Origin of the sequence: Bradyrhizobium sp. TM102, from assembly GCF_009176685.1 — a bacterium.
Taxonomy (GTDB): Bacteria; Pseudomonadota; Alphaproteobacteria; order Rhizobiales; family Xanthobacteraceae; genus Bradyrhizobium; species Bradyrhizobium ottawaense.
On the sequence record NZ_AP021855.1, the window covers coordinates 5,921,214 to 5,936,517 of the forward strand.

Consider the following 15,304-nt stretch of genomic DNA (forward strand, 5'->3'; position numbering starts at 1 on the left):
AAGACACGAGCGTGACCCATGTCGTCTCCTCTCTCGCTGATTTTGGTTGCTGGCCTTACGAGGAGCCGGCGCTCGTGTCCGTCCCTTGGCGAAGGCGGCCCCATTTGAGCCTATCGTTTCGCCCCGCGCAAGGGCGGCGGTCGGGGATTGTCACTCCTCCGCTTCTGCGATTTAGTCGCACGAGCCACCTCATGCCGGGGATATTCCAGATGCCAGCTCCCATCTCCCTGCCCGATGATCCCGCCCTGCTGCGGATCGACGGCCCGATCGCGACCATCACGCTCAACCGTCCCGCCGCGTTCAACTCCATCAATCTCGCCATCGCGCAGAAGCTCGAGCAGCTCGCGGCCTATATCGAAGCCGCTGACGACATCAGGGTCGTCGTGCTCGAAGGCGAAGGCCGTGCCTTCTCGGCCGGCGGCGATCTGCAGACGATTGGTGCCGCCGCCGAAGCGGGCACGGTGACGCCCGTGGTCGGCGAGCTCTTGAAGCACTATCACGCCTTCATCGAGATCGTCAGGCGCATGCCGAAAATTTCGTTATCCAGCGTGCACGGCTCGGCGGCCGGCGCCGGCATGGGCCTCGCCTTCGTCACCGATCTCTGCATCGCCGCTGATGACGCCAAGTTCACACCCGCCTATGCCAAGATCGGAGTGTCGCCGGACGGCGGTTCGACGGTCGGCATCGTCGGCACGGTCGGCTCCCGCCGGGCGCTGCAGATCTTCCTGTCCGAGGACAACTTTACCGCGCAGCAGGCCTATGAATGGGGCCTCGTCGCCAAGACGGTTCCGGCCGCCGAACTGAAGGCGGCCACGCGAAAACTCGCCGAGCGTCTGGCGCAGAACCCGCCGGCTGCAATCGCCGGCACCAAATCGCTGGTCTATCAGGCCGCCACCACGCCGGTGAAGCAGCAGCTCGATGCCGAGGAACACAAGATCATCATGGCGATGAACACGGAGGAATTTCGCAGCGCCGTGAAGAAATTCACGAGCAAGTCAAAGTGACGACACCAGCGCGTACGTTCTACGGCCTTCGTCACGGCGCGACCGACTGGAATCGCGAGGGACGATTCCAGGGGCGGACCGACAATCCGCTGAACGAGGACGGCCTCCGGCAGGCGCACGAGGCCGTGGACATGCTGCGCGGCGCCGGCATCAGCCGAATCGTTGCAAGTCCCTTGGCCCGCGCGGCACGAACGGCCGAGATCATCGCGGCCGCGATCGCGGTGCCGCTGGCGATCGACGACGGCATCATCGAGTTCGACTTCGGAAGCTTTGAAGGCCTGCCTGTCCGCGACCTCATGATCAAGCACGGCGTCACGTCGGCGACGGGCCTCGTCTCGATCCTGCCGGCCGACGGCGAGAGCTGGGACGCCATGACGGAACGGTCGCTGGCTTGCGTCGCCGCGTGGCTCGACCGTCATCCCGGCGACGATCTCCTGTTCGTCTGCCATGACGCGGTGATGCAGGGGATGGCCAACGCGCTGTCCGGCAGCTACTTCAAGAACAGCCACGGCACGCCGTTTCGCTACGTCTGCGACGGCGCGCATTGGCGGGTCGAGCAAGTCGTTACTTTGGACAGATATAGCCCGTCCCCGCCGGCGACTTGAAGCAGCCGACCGATTCCGGCAGCACCTTCTGCGGCAGCCACAGCACCACGCTCGGGAAGTAGATCGCGAATGCGATCGTCCCCAGGAACACCAGATAGATCGGCAACGCAGCGCGTAGCGCTTTCGCGAAACTTATGCCGACGAATTTCGACGCCATCAGCAGCACCAGCCCGTAAGGCGGCGTGATCAGGCCGAAGGCGAGCGTGGCGATCAGCACCACGCCCATATGGACGCTATTGATGTCACCGGCCTCCGTCAGTGTGTTGACCAGCGGCATGAAGATGATGATGGTCGGCACCGGTTCGATGAAGTCGCCGACGATGGTGAAGAGCAGCACCATCAGCAGCATGATCAGATGCGGATCGTTACCTGCCATCGAGGTGATGATCTCGGCGATGTAGCTCGCACCCCGCAGATAAGCGAGCATCCAGCCGAAGGCATTGGCTGCGCCGATGGTGACCAGCGGCAGCGAGAAGATCAGTCCGGCAATGCAGAAATCGTAAGGGATACTCTTGATGTGCCCGCGATTGAGCGCGGGAATCACGACCAGGACGATCCAGACCACGGCGACCACGCCGGCTTCGGTCGGCGTGAACCAGCCGGTCAGGATGCCACCGAGCAGGATCACCGGGATCATCAGCGGCAAGGCCGCATCGCCGGCCGCGAACACCACCTGCCGCAGCGGCGCGCGCGGCTTGCGCAGGCCGGAGGGGCCGAAGAAGTAGCAATAAAGCATCAGACCGAAGCCGATCATCAGGCCGGGCACCACGCCCGCCATGAACAGGCCGGCGATCGAGACGTTGCCGACCGCGCCATAGACGACGGCGGTAATGCTCGGCGGCACCAGCGCGGCGATTGTGGAGGCCGAGGCGATGATGGCGGCGATGAAGGCCGGATCATAGCCTTCGCGCTTCATCGGGCCGCCCAGCGCCCGGCTCATCACGGCGACGTCGGCGGTGGTCGAGCCCGACATTTCCGAGAAGAACATGCTGAAGACGACCACGACCTGCGACAGCCCGCCCCTGATGTGACCGACCAGCGATACCGAGAGATTGGCTATTCGCACCACCACATTCGCCGAACTCATGAGCTCGCCGACCAGCAGGAAGAACGGGATCGCCAGCAGCGCCTCGGAATCGACGCCGTCAAAGATCTTCTGGATGATGGCGGCGAGCGAGACGTCGGACAGGATCGCGCCGATGAAGACACCGGCCATCAGCGAGAACGGCACCGGCACGCCGAGATAGCCGAACGACAGGAAGCAGACCGTCATCAACGCCAGGACAACAGGTGCGCTCATAGCTGCGCCCTCGCCTGCGCGTCGGTGACGATGGGCGTTCCATCTTCCTCGGGCGGCTCGGGATGATCAAAGCCGTTGCGCAGGCCGTTGACCAGCTGCTCGATGGTGAACAGGCCGATCAGTACGCCCGAGAGCGGAATGATCGCGTAGAGCGAGGCGATCGGGGTGCCGGACGGCAACCGAAAGCTGCCGAAGCCGCGCAGATAATTCTGATAGCCGTACCAGATCAGGCAGAACGCAACCCCGAGCACGACGATGCGGATGATGACTTCGACGATCATGCGCGACGTGCCGTGCATCGCCTCGGAAATCGCGGTGAGATAGAGGTGGTCGTTGCGCCGGGTCGCAGCCGCCGTGCCGACGAAGATCGCGTAGATGAACAGCGTCGAGGTCACCTCCTGGAGCCACAGCCAGGGATGACCGATGGTCCGGGTGACGATGTCGGCGGTGACCGACAGCGAGAAGCCAAAGCAGAGCACGCCGCAGAGGATCATCAGCGCGAGCTCGAGCCAGTCGAGCCCGCGCCATTTCAGGTGGCGTTGGCGATGCACAAGCAGTTTGTCGGCGATGGCCATTAGTCCCCCGTCCCAAAGCTATCGGATGTGACAGCTGCGAAGCTGCCGATCACGCTCGGCCTGCATGGTTCGAGGCGCCCGCTTCACGGGCTCCTCACCATGAGGGTCTAAAATCTCGCCGCGAAACGAGACCTCATCCTGAGGGCCCGCCGCAAGGCGGGCGTCTCGAAGGATGGCCGCAAGCGCCCTAGTTAATCGACCGGATCAAGTCCTTGACCTTCTCGGCGTGCGGGCCAAGCTCCTTGGCGAGCTTGTCAAGATAGGGATCGGCGACCGCCGTGAAGCTCTTCTTGTCGACGTTGTCGACGATCTTCACGCCCATCTTCTTCAGCTTTTCGGCGGCGGTGCGCTCCAGCTCGAACGCCTTCGCCGGCTCTTTGGTGCTGATCTCGTTGGCCGCGGTCTGCACCCAGCCCTTTTGCTCGGCCGAGAGGCTCTGCCAGAGCTTGTCGGAGATGAACACCAGCGCGTTGTTGGCCTCGTGCTCGGTGATGTTGAGGACCGGCGCGACCTCGTAATGCTTGTTGACGAGGTAGACGTTGATGCTGTTCTCGGCGACGTCGACGACGCCGGTCTGCAGGCTCGTGTAGACGCTGCCGAACGGCATGTGCACGGTCTGGGCACCGTAGGCCGGGAACATGGTGTCCTCGGTCGCGGTCGCCTGCACGCGGACCTTTGCGCCCTTGATATCGGCCACATTGCGGATCTCCCGCTTCGCGTACATGTGGCGCACGCCCTGCGAGCCGGTCGCGATCACATGCAGGCCCTGGGTGGTCTCGTCGATCATGGCCTTGAGCGCTTCGAACACGCGGGGATCCGCGAGGCCCTTGACCACGTGGTTCTCGTCGCGGAACAGATAGTGCAGCGACATCACACCGGCTTGCGGCGAGATCGTCGCGGTGTTCGCAGAGGAGATGATGGAGAATTCGACATCTCCGGCTTTCACGAGTTGGAGCACTTGCGGCTCCTGCCCGAGCTGCGCGCCCGGATACTGGTCGATGATCATGGTGCCTTTGCTCAACTCCTTGAGCTTTTCGGCAAAGATGTCGCCCGCGATGGAATAGCCGGTGTTGCGCGGCTGGTCGTAGGCGAAGCGATAGTGCTTCGCCTCCTGCGCCCCCGCCCCGGTCACGAACAGCACGGCGGCCGCAGCCGCCAACCCACGCATGGATCGTGCAATCATCGTTTCCCCCTGTGTTATGCCCGCCGCTTGTGCGGTCTGGGCGTTCGTCGTTCGGTCAGCTTGTCTCGGTCTTCCCAGTCCTCTGCATGAAATCGAAGTCGCAGCCCTCGTCGGCCTGCATGATGGTCTCGTTGAACAGCCAGGCATAGCCGCGCCGCGCTTCATCGGGCGCGGCCGCCGGCTTCAATGCAGCGCGCCGGCGCTCCAGCTCGGCCGCATCGACCAGCAGCTCGATGCTGCGCTTGGCCACATCGAGGCTGATCATGTCGCCGTTCTTCACCAGCGCCAGCGGCCCGCCGACGGCGGATTCCGGGGTGATGTGCAGAACGATGGTGCCGAACGCGGTGCCGCTCATGCGCGCATCGGAAATGCGCACCATGTCCTTGGTGCCGCCGCGCGCCAGCTTCTTCGGGATCGGCAGGTAGCCCGCCTCCGGCATGCCCGGCGCGCCCTTCGGGCCGGCATTGCGCAGCACCAGCACGTCGTCGGCGGTCACGTCGAGATCGGGATCGTCGACCCGCAAGGTCATGTCCTCGACGGATTCGAACACGACGGCGCGGCCGGTGTGCTTCAACAGCTTGGGACTCGCGGCCGATTGCTTGATCACCGCGCCGCGCGGCGCGAGATTACCGTGCAGGACGGCGAGGCCGCCTTCCGTCTTGATCGGATTGTCGCGCGGACGGATCGCATCCTGGCCCGGCACGTCCTCCGCATTGGCGACGACGTCGCGCAGCGTTTGGCCCGAGATCGTCTTGGCATCGAGATCGACGAGGTCGCCGAGTTGCGCCAGCAGCTTCGGCACGCCGCCGGCGTGATGGAAATGCTCCATATAGTGCTCGCCCGACGGCTTGAGGTCGACCAGCACCGGCACCTCCCGGCCGATCTGGTCGAACACTCCGAGATCGAGCCGATGCGGCGAGCGATGCGCCATCGCGGTCAGATGGATCAGGCCGTTGGTGGAGCCGCCAATCGCCTGGAGCACGACCTGCGCGTTCTTGAAAGACGCGGGTGTCAGAAGCTCGCTCGGCTTCGGCCCCTTGGTCTTGGCCATTTCGGCGGCAACCTTGCCGCTCGCTTCCGCAAGTCGGAAACGTTCGGCATGCGGCGCCGGGATCGTCGCGCTCATCGGCAGCGACAGGCCCATGGCTTCGATCATGCAGGCCATGGTCGAGGCCGTGCCCATCACCATGCAGGTGCCGACCGACGGCGCGAGGCGGCCGTTCACTGCTTCGATTTCGACATCGTCGATTTCGCCGGCGCGATACTTGCCCCAGAGACGGCGGCAATCGGTGCAGGCGCCCAGCACCTCGCCCTTGTGATGGCCGACCACCATCGGCCCGACCGGAATGACCACGGTCGGCAGGTCGGCGCTGATCGCGGCCATCACCTGCGCCGGAAGCGTCTTGTCGCAGCCGCCGATCACGATCACCGAATCCATCGGCTGGGCCCGGATCATCTCCTCGGTGTCCATCGCCATCAGGTTGCGCAGATACATCGAGGTCGGATGCGCAAAGCTCTCGGCGATCGAGATGGTCGGAAACACGAACGGCATCGCGCCCGACAGCATCACGCCGCGCTTGGCGGCTTCGATGATCTGCGGAACGTTGCCGTGGCAGGGATTGTAGTCGCTATAGGTATTGGTGATGCCGACGATCGGACGCTCCAGCGCGTCGTCGGAATAGCCCATGGCCTTGATGAACGCCTTGCGCAGGAACAGCGAGAAGCCGGCATCGCCATAGCTCGTCAGACCCTTGCGCAACCCACTCGTCATCATGCCACTCCTGAAGTTGCCATTGTGGTACAGCCTGAACGTGGATTGTCAATAAGCCTGGTCCATATTGTCGCATTTTCCGCCCATAAGCACCTTCTTCGGCACAAATTATTGACAATCTGTCCCTTGCCTGCTCCACAGGGCGAGCCGGCCAGACGCCGGGAGGCCGAAGGCATGTCCGACATTCGCACCGCAGACAGCACGCCGGTCCGGCGCGACGATCCGGACGACGTCGTCGCGCGGCTGGAGGAGGACATCATCTTCGGTCGCCTGCCGCCGGGCGCGCGCCTGACTGAAGACGCGCTGATGTCGCGCTACGGCACCTCCCGCCACTTCGTGCGGCAGGCCTTGGTGGATGCGGAGCGGCGCGGCATCGTCCGCCGGGAGAAGAACGTCGGCGCCACCGTCCGGTTCTACTCGGCCGAGGAAGTCCGGCAGATCTACGAGGTCCGGGAGATGCTGACGCGGCAGGCCGCGTTGATGATCCCGCTGCCCGCGCCGCGAGTGCTGATCGACGAGCTCTCCGCGCTGCAACGACAATATTGCGCGAAGGCCGATGCGCAGGATCTGCGCGGCATCCACGAAGCCAATGACGCCTTCCACCTCGCGCTGTTCTCGGCCTGCGGCAATCCCTATCTGGTCCGCTCGCTCCAGGACTACATGAACCTGACCCTGCCGATGCGCGCCAAGAACCTCGCCGACCGCGAGGGGCTCGCGCAATCGCGGCGCCAACATGAGATGATGATCGAGCTACTCAGGGGACGCGACAGCTGGGCGCTGGCGCAGTTGTGTGTCGATCACATGCAGTTCAGCAAGAGTGATTACCTGGCGAGGATTGGAGGGGCTAGCGCGTAGACCGATCGAGCTGCCGTTGGACGACGCTGAAGATCCGTTCAGTACCGCCTCAACAGCCCACGATCCACGCTCGCCTCGCCATAATCGGCGCAGGCCCTTTTCGGGTTTCTGATCAAGTCCGTGCGGATGCGCCTGAAGGTCTTGCTCGCCGCGTCGGACACTTCAGGGCGGAATTTGCCGGGATCGTAGCTCTCGCCGTCGCGGGCCCTGATGGCCGCGGCATAGGCGTCGATCATGGCCATCGCGACGTCGGGACTGCCGAGTAGCCGGGCGCCGAGCTGAATGCTGCCGCTGCCATCGACCTCGTAACCGTCGCATCGCTGTTCGAGCACCACCGATGCCGTGACAAGCTGGTCGAGGAATGCCGCCTCGGCCTCGGTGAGGGGGGCGGCTAGCGTCGGTCTGGAAACCATCATCGCGAATATCGCGACTGACAATTTGATTTTCATTGCCGTGGCTTTCGCTGCCGCCTCTGCGGCGTCATCAACGCAATCGTTGCTGAATTCCGATCGCACAGATCGAAAGCCGAAAAGCTGGAGTACCATTGATCCACATCAAGGGGCGGGACACCAGAACAAAGCGGCGGCGCCGGCTGACCCGAACGAAAAACCACGTGCCGCTTGACAAGGCAGGGACGCATCGCGGACGGTCGCTAGGCAGCGCGTCCCGTCGCACGCATATCGGCCTCGCGTCGCAAAGCCGCACACTCAGCCTCGAACTTCCGAGAGCCTAGTTCGCCGGCCACGAGCCGCGCCGCATGAATTTCCGCCGAGGCGCCTCGAACGTCATCATGCGCCAATTGCAGCTTCGCGATCCGCAGCCTCAACCTGACGGCCTGCACTCGCCCGTCGATGCTCGACCACAATTGCCGGCCCAGATGCAGATGTCGCAGTGCTGCCTCATAGTCGTCGCGCGCATGCGCGAGGACCGACTGCGCTTCGTTCGTCAATGCCCGGATCGACGGCATCGGCCACCGGTCCGGACTTCCGGAGAGTTCCTCGATCAGTTCAAGCGCCTGCTCACGACGGCCCGTGTGCGCGGCCGCGAGTGCAAGATGTGCGAACAGGATCCCACGCCGCTGCAGGGTCCACCAGGACTTTCCGATCAGACTGCGCTCGAGGCTGGCGTAAGCCGCCTCCGCTTCACCGCGTTCCAGCAACAGCATGGCGCGACCGGGTTCCGGGCACCAGCCGAGCGCGTAAGCCTTTTCATAGGCCTCGAGCGCGTCGTCTTCATTGCCGATCGCTGCGTAAACGTCGCCAAGCACGCGATTGGCGTCGCCGATCGCCCAAGGCGCATCACCGGTGAGCCGTGCCAACGAGTCCTGAATTCGGAGCAAAGCTTCGCCGAGCGAGCCCCTGACACCGAGAACTTCTGACCGATGAAGCTGGCAGGAGCCGGACAATTCCATCCCGCTCTCGGTGCAATATTTCTGATAGCCCAGCGTCCACTGGTCGGCCCTCGCCCAATCTCCGAACATCCGCGCCGCCCACAGGATGTTGCAGTAGAGGATGCCTCCGACGATTGGATCGATATCGCCACTGGAGAGCGCCATCGCAGCGGCGAGGTCCTGATCCGCTAATCCAGCACGTGTATCGCCAAGACACAGCCGGTAGAACCCGCGATAAGCAAGACTCAGCGCCTCGATGCCAATAGCGTTCTTGTGCCGGACCGTGCTGTACGCGACATCAGCAAGTGAAAGCGCCTGTTCAGGCTCGCCCTCGAACGCGGCGACCTTCGACTTCATCCAGAGAATGAGCGCAGTCGTGGCGGGATCCTCGACTTCGGAGGCCCAATCTTCCGCCCGTGCCAGCCAGCCCTTGGCAATCGCCGCCTGGCCGCGCTCGAAGTGCAAGCCGGAGAGCGTGACGGCGTCGACGACGGCCAGCGGGACGTTGCCGGCCCTGGTATGGGCGGCAACTGCACGAGCCAAAAGAGGCAGGGCCGCATCGGCCTTGCCAGCGCATTGCAAGGCCAGCGCCCATTGGTGCAAGTCGGCGCCATCAAGCGGTTCGACGGTATCGGCCGCCTCGAACAACGCTGCGGCTTCGTCCCAGGCTTGCACGGCAGCGGCGCGTTGCGCTTGCGCCCGCACGTCCGGGGCCTGCTCGTCCGTCGTCTCGGAAGCGGCGACCTGCATCTCGGATACGCCGTCGATGCAGAAACGATATCCCCTGCCCGGCATGTTCCGGATGGCACTATCCATGCCACCCTTGCGCAGCACGCCACGCAGCATGCTCACCGCCCGCTGCAACGAATTGTCGGTGACGGTTACATCAGGCCAGAGGGTATCGAGCAGCTCTTCCTTGGTGACGACCCGATCCCGGTTGCGCGTCAGGTAGACCAGCAGATCGAACACACGCGGCTGCAACGCGACTTCCCGCTGCGCGTGGATGAGCGCACGGCCCTCTTCATCGAGCTCGAAGGGTCCAAACCTGAGGGTCATATCGTTAAGTCCAGGCGATGCGGAAAAGGTTCAGACAAGGATCAGGCAATGATCAGCCCGCGGTAAGGACGGTCAGCACCGGTCGCCTCTATAGCTCCTCACGGCCTGGGTCGCTTCCGCCCCGCAGGCAAAAACCCCGAGGAGATGTCTGATGGAACTCTATGTCATCCGCCGCCCGAGCGCCTGGGCAAATTTGAGCGAACTGGAAGCCGCCGGCGCGAGGTCCGCTCGGATCGGCAACGAGCAGATGTCCCACCGCGTCCGTTGGATCCGCAGCTATGTGGTCCATGAGGCCGACGGCCGCATCGGCACCTTCTGCATCTATGAAGCGCGCGATGGGGAGTCGATCCGCGAGCATGCACGGCGCGTCGGCATGCCGGGCGAGGAGTTCTACAAGGTTGCCACGACAGTGGTCGTCCGCGGCGATCCCACACCGCAGACGGCCGCCGCCGAATAGCAAATCAGCGCGGGCGCCGTCATCGACTCGTGATTCCACGAAAGGATAAGAAAATGTCCGTTCAGTCTCAGGCGCCGCCCGCACTGAGCCCCTCGCAGCGGTATCTCGCCGGCATCCTGTTGCGGCTTCGCCGGCTCATCAATCAGTCTGTCGCCAGCATGCTGGCGAACCGCGAGAAGGCCGCAATGCAGTTCGCGAAAGGTTGCGGCGGCACCACGGCCAGCGGTGATGGCACGGTTCGAGACACGCTTCACGATCAGAGGATTTGCATTTCCAGCAACAGCTTCAATTCGAGGAGATAGTCATGAATTCTTTCTTCCAATCCGACGCTTCCGAAGCCAAGACCTCCTATTTCAAGAATTTCAAACTCGGAAATTTCAAATCCAGAACCGCCGCGCTGGCGATCGGGACGATCGGGGCCGTCCTGATGTCGCTTGTTCTGGCTTCGGCTGCGACGACGTTCGGCGACCATCGCACCGAGGGCGTGAGCGGCGGCGCAATGGTCCGGAAAAGCCCCGGCAAATGCAAGGCCGCGACGGTTCCGACAGCCTTTGCAACCTGACGAAGGCGGCGGTGACACGCCCGCTGAAACAGCCGTTCAAGCTCTCACCACTGAACTGGAAACTCTATCATGTCCATCACCATGCAAAACGGACCTACACAGACGGCAAGCTCGCTCTTGGCACGAAGCTTCGTGCTCGGCTATGGCCTCCTTGCCTATCTCATCTTCTTCGGGACCTTTCTCTACGCCGTCGGCTTCATTTCGCGGTTCATCGTGCCCAAGACGATCGACAGCGGCGTGGCTGGTTCGACCGCACAGGCCCTCTTGATTGATCTCGCGCTGATGTCCCTGTTTGCCGTCCAGCACAGCGGCATGGCTCGCCAGGGCTTCAAGAAGCTGTTCGCCGCCTTCGCCTCACCCGCGCTCGAGCGCAGCACCTATGTGCTGCTGGCAAGCCTGAGCCTGATCCTGCTGTTCTGGCAATGGCGTCCCATCACCGCCGTGGTTTGGGAGATTGAGACGCCGGTGGCAGCCTACGCCGCTGTCGCCGGCAGCTTCGCCGGCTGGCTCATCGTGCTGTACAGCACGTTTCTGATCAGCCATTTCGAATTGTTCGGACTTACGCAAGTCGTCAGCCACTTTGCGGGGCGGCTCGCCGAGCCGATGAAGTTCAGGACGCCGGGCCTCTACCGCCTGATCCGGCATCCTATCTATCTCGGCTTCATTATCGCGTTCTGGTCGACGCCTACCATGACGCTCGGGCACATGCTGTTCGCGATGGTGACGACGGCCTACATCTTCGTCGGCATCTGGTTGGAGGAGCGCGACCTGATCACTCTTTTCGGAGATCAGTACCGACACTACAGGGAGAAGGTAGCGATGCTGCTCCCGGGCCTGTTCTGATCCGGCGCGAAGCTACGGTTTGAGCGGCCAAGCAGAGCTCGGCCGCTCTGGCCATGTCGAGCGCGCTCCCTAGCGCTTCTTCCAGTCGATGATCCGGCTCGGGTCCGCATCGAACTCCATGCTGCAGAACGTGCCGCCCTGGAAATAATCCCCGACCGGATCCGGCTTCAGCTTGGCCTGCTCGGCCATCGCGTGCTCGCGGAAATCTTCGGCGCGGCCGGTGGGGCGATAGCCGAGTTCATAGGCGCGGTGGTTGTCCCACCAGGCGCGCTCGTTGAGGGAGGCGCCGTAGAACACCTCGAAATGGATGTCGGGATGCTCGAGCCCGATGCGGCAGAGCTGCACGAGGTCATCGGGCTTGAGCCAGATGGCGAGCCGGCGTTGGTCGAGCGGCATGTCGCCGAAATTGCCGATGCGCAGGCACGTCACCTTCAGCCCGTGCTTGTCGGCGTAGAGCGCGCCGACGGCTTCGCCGAACACCTTGCTGACGCCGTAGCGCCCGTCGGGGCGCGGGGTCACGTCGGCGCCGATCCTGTGGTGTCGCGGATAGAAGCCGACGGCGTGGTTCGACGAGGCGAACACCACGCGCTTGACGCCCTTGCGGTACGCGGCCTCGAACAGATTGTAGCCACCGATGATGTTGGCCTGGAGGATCTGGTCCCAGGTGCCTTCGACCGAATAGCCGCCGAAATGGATGATGCCGTCGACGCCCTCGCATATCGCCTCGCACTGCGCGAGATCGGCGAGGTCCGCTGCCTTGAACTTCTCGTTCGCGCCGAGATCGGCGGGCGGCTTGATGTCGGACAGCAGGAGGTCCGAATAGATCGGCGGCAGCAGTTTTCGCAGGCTCGTGCCGATTCCGCCCGAAGCTCCCGTCATCAAAATACGCGGCATGTCTTCCCTCACCGTTGGTGACCAATTTGCCGTCACGTGTCCCTAATGATAGCAGGATTGTCCAGAGGGAACGAAACGTGAGAACCGACATGAATGAGGCATCGTCCCACACCCAGGAACGGCCAGGCTGGCGGCCGGCGACCTATTACCCCGACCCCGCGATCATGGCGCTCGATCCCCGCTTCGAAAAATACTGGTTGAAACTGTCGGCGGTGGAACGGCTGGCGACCGGCCTGCGCTGGGCCGAGGGACCGGTGTGGTTCGGCGACGGGCGTTATCTGCTCTGCAGCGATATCCCAAACCAGCGCATCATCAAATGGGAGGAAGAGACCGGCGCGGTCTCCGTGTTCCGCAAGCCCTCCAATTTCGCCAACGGCAACACGCGCGACCGCCAGGGCCGGCTCGTCACCTGCGAGCACGGCGGGCGGCGCGTGGTGCGCACTGAATACGACGGCAGCATCACCGTGCTGATGGATCAATTCAACGGCAAGCGGTTGAACTCGCCGAACGATGTCGTTGTTAAATCGGACGGATCGATCTGGTTCACCGACCCGACCTTCGGCCTGCTCGGCAATTACGAGGGCTACAAGGCCGAGCCCGAGATCGACCCGAACGTCTACCGGCTCGATCCCGCGACCGGCAAGGCGACCATCGTCGCAGAGGGCGTGCTCGGGCCGAACGGGCTGTGCTTCTCGCCGGACGAGAGGATATTGTACGTCGTGGAATCCCGCGGCGTGCCGAACCGCAAGATCCTCGCCTATGACGTTTCGCCCGACGGCACCAAGATTTCCAACAAGCGCGTCCACATCGACGCAGGTCCCGGCACGCCGGACGGCATGCGCTGCGACATCGACGGCAATCTCTGGTGTGGCTGGGGCATGGGCGATCCCGAACTCGACGGCGTCGTGGTGTTCGCGCCCGACGGCGTGATGATCGGCCGCATCGCGCTGCCCGAGCGCTGCGCCAATCTCTGCTTCGGCGGCGTCAAGCGCAACCGCCTGTTCATGGCGGCGAGCCAGTCGATCTACGCGTTGTATGTGAACACGCAGGGTGCGCTCGGCGGCTAGCGCCGCACTCGTAGGGTGGGCAAAGCGAAGCGTGCCCACCACTGCTCGCTTGTGGCGTGATGGTGGGCACGTCGCTTCGCTCCTTTGCCCACCCTACGGCACCTCGCCGTGTCGCGACACGCCGCCCAAAACAAAAACGCCGGAGCGGTTGCCCGCTCCGGCGTCATTTGTTCAACCGCTAAAAACTTACGCCGCGTTGAAGCCGGCGACGGCCTTCACTTCGAGGAAATCCTCGAGGCCGTACTTGCCCCACTCACGTCCGTTGCCCGACTGCTTGTAGCCGCCGAACGGCGCGGTGCGGTCGTTGGGCACGCCCTGGAGGTTGACGTTGCCGGCGCGGATCTGGCGGCCGACGCGCTTGGCGTCTTCGACCGAGGCACCCGTGACGTAGCCAGCGAGGCCATACGGCGTGTCGTTGGCGATCTGCACGGCTTCGGCTTCGTCCTTGGCGCCGATGATGGTCAGCACCGGTCCGAAGATTTCTTCACGAGCAATCGTCATGTCGGGGGTGACGTCGGCGAAGATGGTCGGGCGGACATAGAAGCCCTTGTTGACGCCTTCGGGCAGGCCCGGGCCGCCGGCGACGAGCGTTGCGCCCTCGTCGATGCCCTTCTTGATCAGGCCCTGGATCTTATCCCACTGGCCGCGGTTGACGACTGGACCGATGGTGGTGCCTTCGGCGCGGGGATCACCGGCCTTGGTCTTGTCGGCGACGGCCTTCGCGATCGCGGCGACGTCCTTCATCTTGGACAGCGGCACGATCATGCGCGAGGGTGCGTTGCAGGACTGGCCGGAGTTGTTGAACATGTGCATCACGCCGCCAGTCACCGCCTTCGTGAGGTCGGCGCCTTCGAGGATGACGTTCGGCGACTTGCCGCCGAGCTCCTGGCTGACGCGCTTCACGGTCGGCGCGGCGCGCTTGGCCACGTCGATGCCGGCACGGGTCGAGCCGGTGAAGGAGATCATGTCGATGTCGGGGTGCTCGCTCATGGCGGCGCCGACCTCGGGGCCGAGGCCGTTGACGAGGTTGAACACGCCCTTGGGCACGCCGGCTTCATGGAGGATCTCCGCGAAGATCAGCGCCGAGGTCGGGGTGAACTCCGACGGCTTCAGGATCATGGTGCAGCCGGCGGCGAGCGCGGGCGCGACCTTGCAGGCGATCTGGTTGAGCGGCCAGTTCCAGGGCGTGATCATGCCGACCACGCCGATCGGCTCGCGCAGCACCATGGCGGTGCCGACCGGCTCCTCGAAATGATAGTTCTTGAGCACGTCGAGCGTGGTCATGAGATGGCCGAGGCCGGCGCCGGCCTGGAGCTTCTCTGCCATTGGCAGCGGTGCGCCCATCTCGTCGGACACGGCGGCGCCGATCTCCTTGAGGCGGCCCTTGTAGACCTCGATGACCTTGGTGAGCAGCGCGACGCGCTCATCACGGCTGGTCTGGGAGAAGGTTGCGAAGGCGCGCTTGGCGGCGGCAACCGCCTTGTCCACGTCGGCCTTGGAGCCCAGCGCAACCTCGTACATCGCCTCTTCCGTCGCGGGATTGACCACGGCGGTCGACTTCTTGACGGCGGGATCGACCCAGGCGCCGTCGATGTAGAATTGCATGCGATTGACCATCGTTAACCTCTTCTTGGGGGCATGTGGGGGCGTTTCGGCAGGCATCCTTGCACGAAAGCGCCGGCAATTGAACCCGCCATATGCGGGGCCAGCGTTGCGGCGGACGCGCGGAATATGGGCGGAGA

Annotated in this window: 15 protein-coding genes; 7 read left to right on the forward strand and 8 right to left on the reverse strand. The window is 63.9% G+C overall.

Translation table 11 applies throughout. The features are described 5' to 3' along the window. Positions 1 to 209: 209 nt before the first annotated feature. Entirely contained in the window at positions 210 to 1,004 is a 795-nt protein-coding gene (locus GDN70_RS28075; protein ID WP_028143469.1) for an enoyl-CoA hydratase/isomerase family protein, read from the forward strand. Further along, positions 1,001 to 1,609 (forward strand): histidine phosphatase family protein, encoded by a 609-nt coding sequence (locus GDN70_RS28080; RefSeq protein ID WP_028143470.1) that lies wholly within the window; start codon positions 1,001 to 1,003, stop codon positions 1,607 to 1,609. Before GDN70_RS28075 ends, GDN70_RS28080 begins: the two co-directional genes overlap by 4 nt. Here the strand turns inward: GDN70_RS28080 and GDN70_RS28085 are convergent. The 4 genes from GDN70_RS28085 to GDN70_RS28100 form a co-directional block, all read right to left on the reverse strand. Then, a complete protein-coding gene (locus tag GDN70_RS28085) occupies positions 1,569 to 2,909 on the reverse strand; it encodes a TRAP transporter large permease (RefSeq protein ID WP_028143471.1) in 1,341 nt (446 codons plus the stop codon). The two genes, GDN70_RS28080 and GDN70_RS28085, sit on opposite strands and share 41 nt — an antisense overlap. Beyond that, on the reverse strand, positions 2,906 to 3,484 hold the full coding sequence (locus tag GDN70_RS28090; protein ID WP_028143472.1) for a TRAP transporter small permease: 579 nt from the start codon (positions 3,482 to 3,484) through the stop codon (positions 2,906 to 2,908). Before GDN70_RS28090 ends, GDN70_RS28085 begins: the two co-directional genes overlap by 4 nt. A 187-nt stretch (positions 3,485 to 3,671) precedes the next feature. Beyond that, positions 3,672 to 4,667 (reverse strand): TRAP transporter substrate-binding protein, encoded by a 996-nt coding sequence (locus GDN70_RS28095; protein WP_028143473.1) that lies wholly within the window; start codon positions 4,665 to 4,667, stop codon positions 3,672 to 3,674. Between the two features lie 55 nt (positions 4,668 to 4,722). Further along, on the reverse strand, positions 4,723 to 6,438 hold the full coding sequence (locus GDN70_RS28100; protein WP_049824224.1) for an IlvD/Edd family dehydratase: 1,716 nt from the start codon (positions 6,436 to 6,438) through the stop codon (positions 4,723 to 4,725). A 174-nt stretch (positions 6,439 to 6,612) separates the two neighbouring features. On the opposite strand from GDN70_RS28100, the gene GDN70_RS28105 reads away from it, so the two are divergent. Further along, entirely contained in the window at positions 6,613 to 7,293 is a 681-nt protein-coding gene (locus GDN70_RS28105; protein ID WP_028143475.1) for a GntR family transcriptional regulator, read from the forward strand. 38 nt (positions 7,294 to 7,331) lie between these two features. Here the strand turns inward: GDN70_RS28105 and GDN70_RS28110 are convergent, their stop codons facing one another. Both GDN70_RS28110 and GDN70_RS28115 read right to left on the reverse strand, forming a co-directional pair. Further along, entirely contained in the window at positions 7,332 to 7,742 is a 411-nt protein-coding gene (locus GDN70_RS28110; protein ID WP_028143476.1) for a hypothetical protein, read from the reverse strand. Positions 7,743 to 7,945: 203 nt separating this feature from the next. Then, positions 7,946 to 9,739 carry a transcriptional regulator gene (locus GDN70_RS28115; RefSeq protein ID WP_028143477.1) on the reverse strand — a complete coding sequence of 598 codons (1,794 nt, stop codon included), beginning with the start codon at positions 9,737 to 9,739 and terminating at the stop codon, positions 7,946 to 7,948. Between the two features lie 151 nt (positions 9,740 to 9,890). On the opposite strand from GDN70_RS28115, the gene GDN70_RS28120 reads away from it, so the two are divergent. The 3 genes from GDN70_RS28120 (at position 9,891) to mddA (ending at position 11,601) form a co-directional block, all read left to right on the forward strand. Beyond that, positions 9,891 to 10,196, forward strand: coding sequence for a nickel-binding protein (locus tag GDN70_RS28120; protein ID WP_028143478.1), 306 nt, complete (start codon positions 9,891 to 9,893; stop codon positions 10,194 to 10,196). Between the two features lie 265 nt (positions 10,197 to 10,461). Beyond that, on the forward strand, positions 10,462 to 10,758 hold the full coding sequence (locus GDN70_RS28125; protein WP_152103312.1) for a hypothetical protein: 297 nt from the start codon (positions 10,462 to 10,464) through the stop codon (positions 10,756 to 10,758). 69 nt (positions 10,759 to 10,827) lie between these two features. Next, a complete protein-coding gene (mddA, locus tag GDN70_RS28130; protein WP_038974296.1) occupies positions 10,828 to 11,601 on the forward strand; it encodes a methanethiol S-methyltransferase in 774 nt (257 codons plus the stop codon). 69 nt (positions 11,602 to 11,670) lie between these two features. Here the strand turns inward: mddA and GDN70_RS28135 are convergent, their stop codons facing one another. Beyond that, a complete protein-coding gene (locus GDN70_RS28135) occupies positions 11,671 to 12,495 on the reverse strand; it encodes an NAD(P)-dependent oxidoreductase (RefSeq protein WP_038971858.1) in 825 nt (274 codons plus the stop codon). 89 nt (positions 12,496 to 12,584) lie between these two features. Between GDN70_RS28135 and GDN70_RS28140 the strand changes: the two genes are divergently transcribed. Continuing rightward, entirely contained in the window at positions 12,585 to 13,562 is a 978-nt protein-coding gene (locus GDN70_RS28140; protein ID WP_038947019.1) for an SMP-30/gluconolactonase/LRE family protein, read from the forward strand. Positions 13,563 to 13,748: 186 nt separating this feature from the next. On the opposite strand, the gene GDN70_RS28145 is transcribed toward GDN70_RS28140, so the two are convergent. After that, entirely contained in the window at positions 13,749 to 15,179 is a 1,431-nt protein-coding gene (locus GDN70_RS28145) for an aldehyde dehydrogenase family protein (protein WP_028144301.1), read from the reverse strand. Positions 15,180 to 15,304: the final 125 nt, after the last annotated feature.

What these genes read in the sequence shown, in the direction of transcription:
- GDN70_RS28075 (WP_028143469.1), top strand. Translation starts at nt 210, where the DNA reads ATGCCAGCTCCCATCTCCCTGCCCGATGATCCCGCCCTGCTGCGGATC.
- GDN70_RS28085 (WP_028143471.1), bottom strand. Translation starts at nt 2,909, where the DNA reads ATGAGCGCACCTGTTGTCCTGGCGTTGATGACGGTCTGCTTCCTGTCG.
- GDN70_RS28090 (WP_028143472.1), bottom strand. Translation starts at nt 3,484, where the DNA reads ATGGCCATCGCCGACAAACTGCTTGTGCATCGCCAACGCCACCTGAAA.
- GDN70_RS28095 (WP_028143473.1), bottom strand. Translation starts at nt 4,667, where the DNA reads ATGATTGCACGATCCATGCGTGGGTTGGCGGCTGCGGCCGCCGTGCTG.
- GDN70_RS28100 (WP_049824224.1), bottom strand. Translation starts at nt 6,438, where the DNA reads ATGACGAGTGGGTTGCGCAAGGGTCTGACGAGCTATGGCGATGCCGGC.
- GDN70_RS28105 (WP_028143475.1), top strand. Translation starts at nt 6,613, where the DNA reads ATGTCCGACATTCGCACCGCAGACAGCACGCCGGTCCGGCGCGACGAT.
- GDN70_RS28110 (WP_028143476.1), bottom strand. Translation starts at nt 7,742, where the DNA reads ATGAAAATCAAATTGTCAGTCGCGATATTCGCGATGATGGTTTCCAGA.
- GDN70_RS28115 (WP_028143477.1), bottom strand. Translation starts at nt 9,739, where the DNA reads ATGACCCTCAGGTTTGGACCCTTCGAGCTCGATGAAGAGGGCCGTGCG.
- GDN70_RS28120 (WP_028143478.1), top strand. Translation starts at nt 9,891, where the DNA reads ATGGAACTCTATGTCATCCGCCGCCCGAGCGCCTGGGCAAATTTGAGC.
- mddA (WP_038974296.1), top strand. Translation starts at nt 10,828, where the DNA reads ATGTCCATCACCATGCAAAACGGACCTACACAGACGGCAAGCTCGCTC.
- GDN70_RS28135 (WP_038971858.1), bottom strand. Translation starts at nt 12,495, where the DNA reads ATGCCGCGTATTTTGATGACGGGAGCTTCGGGCGGAATCGGCACGAGC.
- GDN70_RS28140 (WP_038947019.1), top strand. Translation starts at nt 12,585, where the DNA reads ATGAATGAGGCATCGTCCCACACCCAGGAACGGCCAGGCTGGCGGCCG.
- GDN70_RS28145 (WP_028144301.1), bottom strand. Translation starts at nt 15,179, where the DNA reads ATGGTCAATCGCATGCAATTCTACATCGACGGCGCCTGGGTCGATCCC.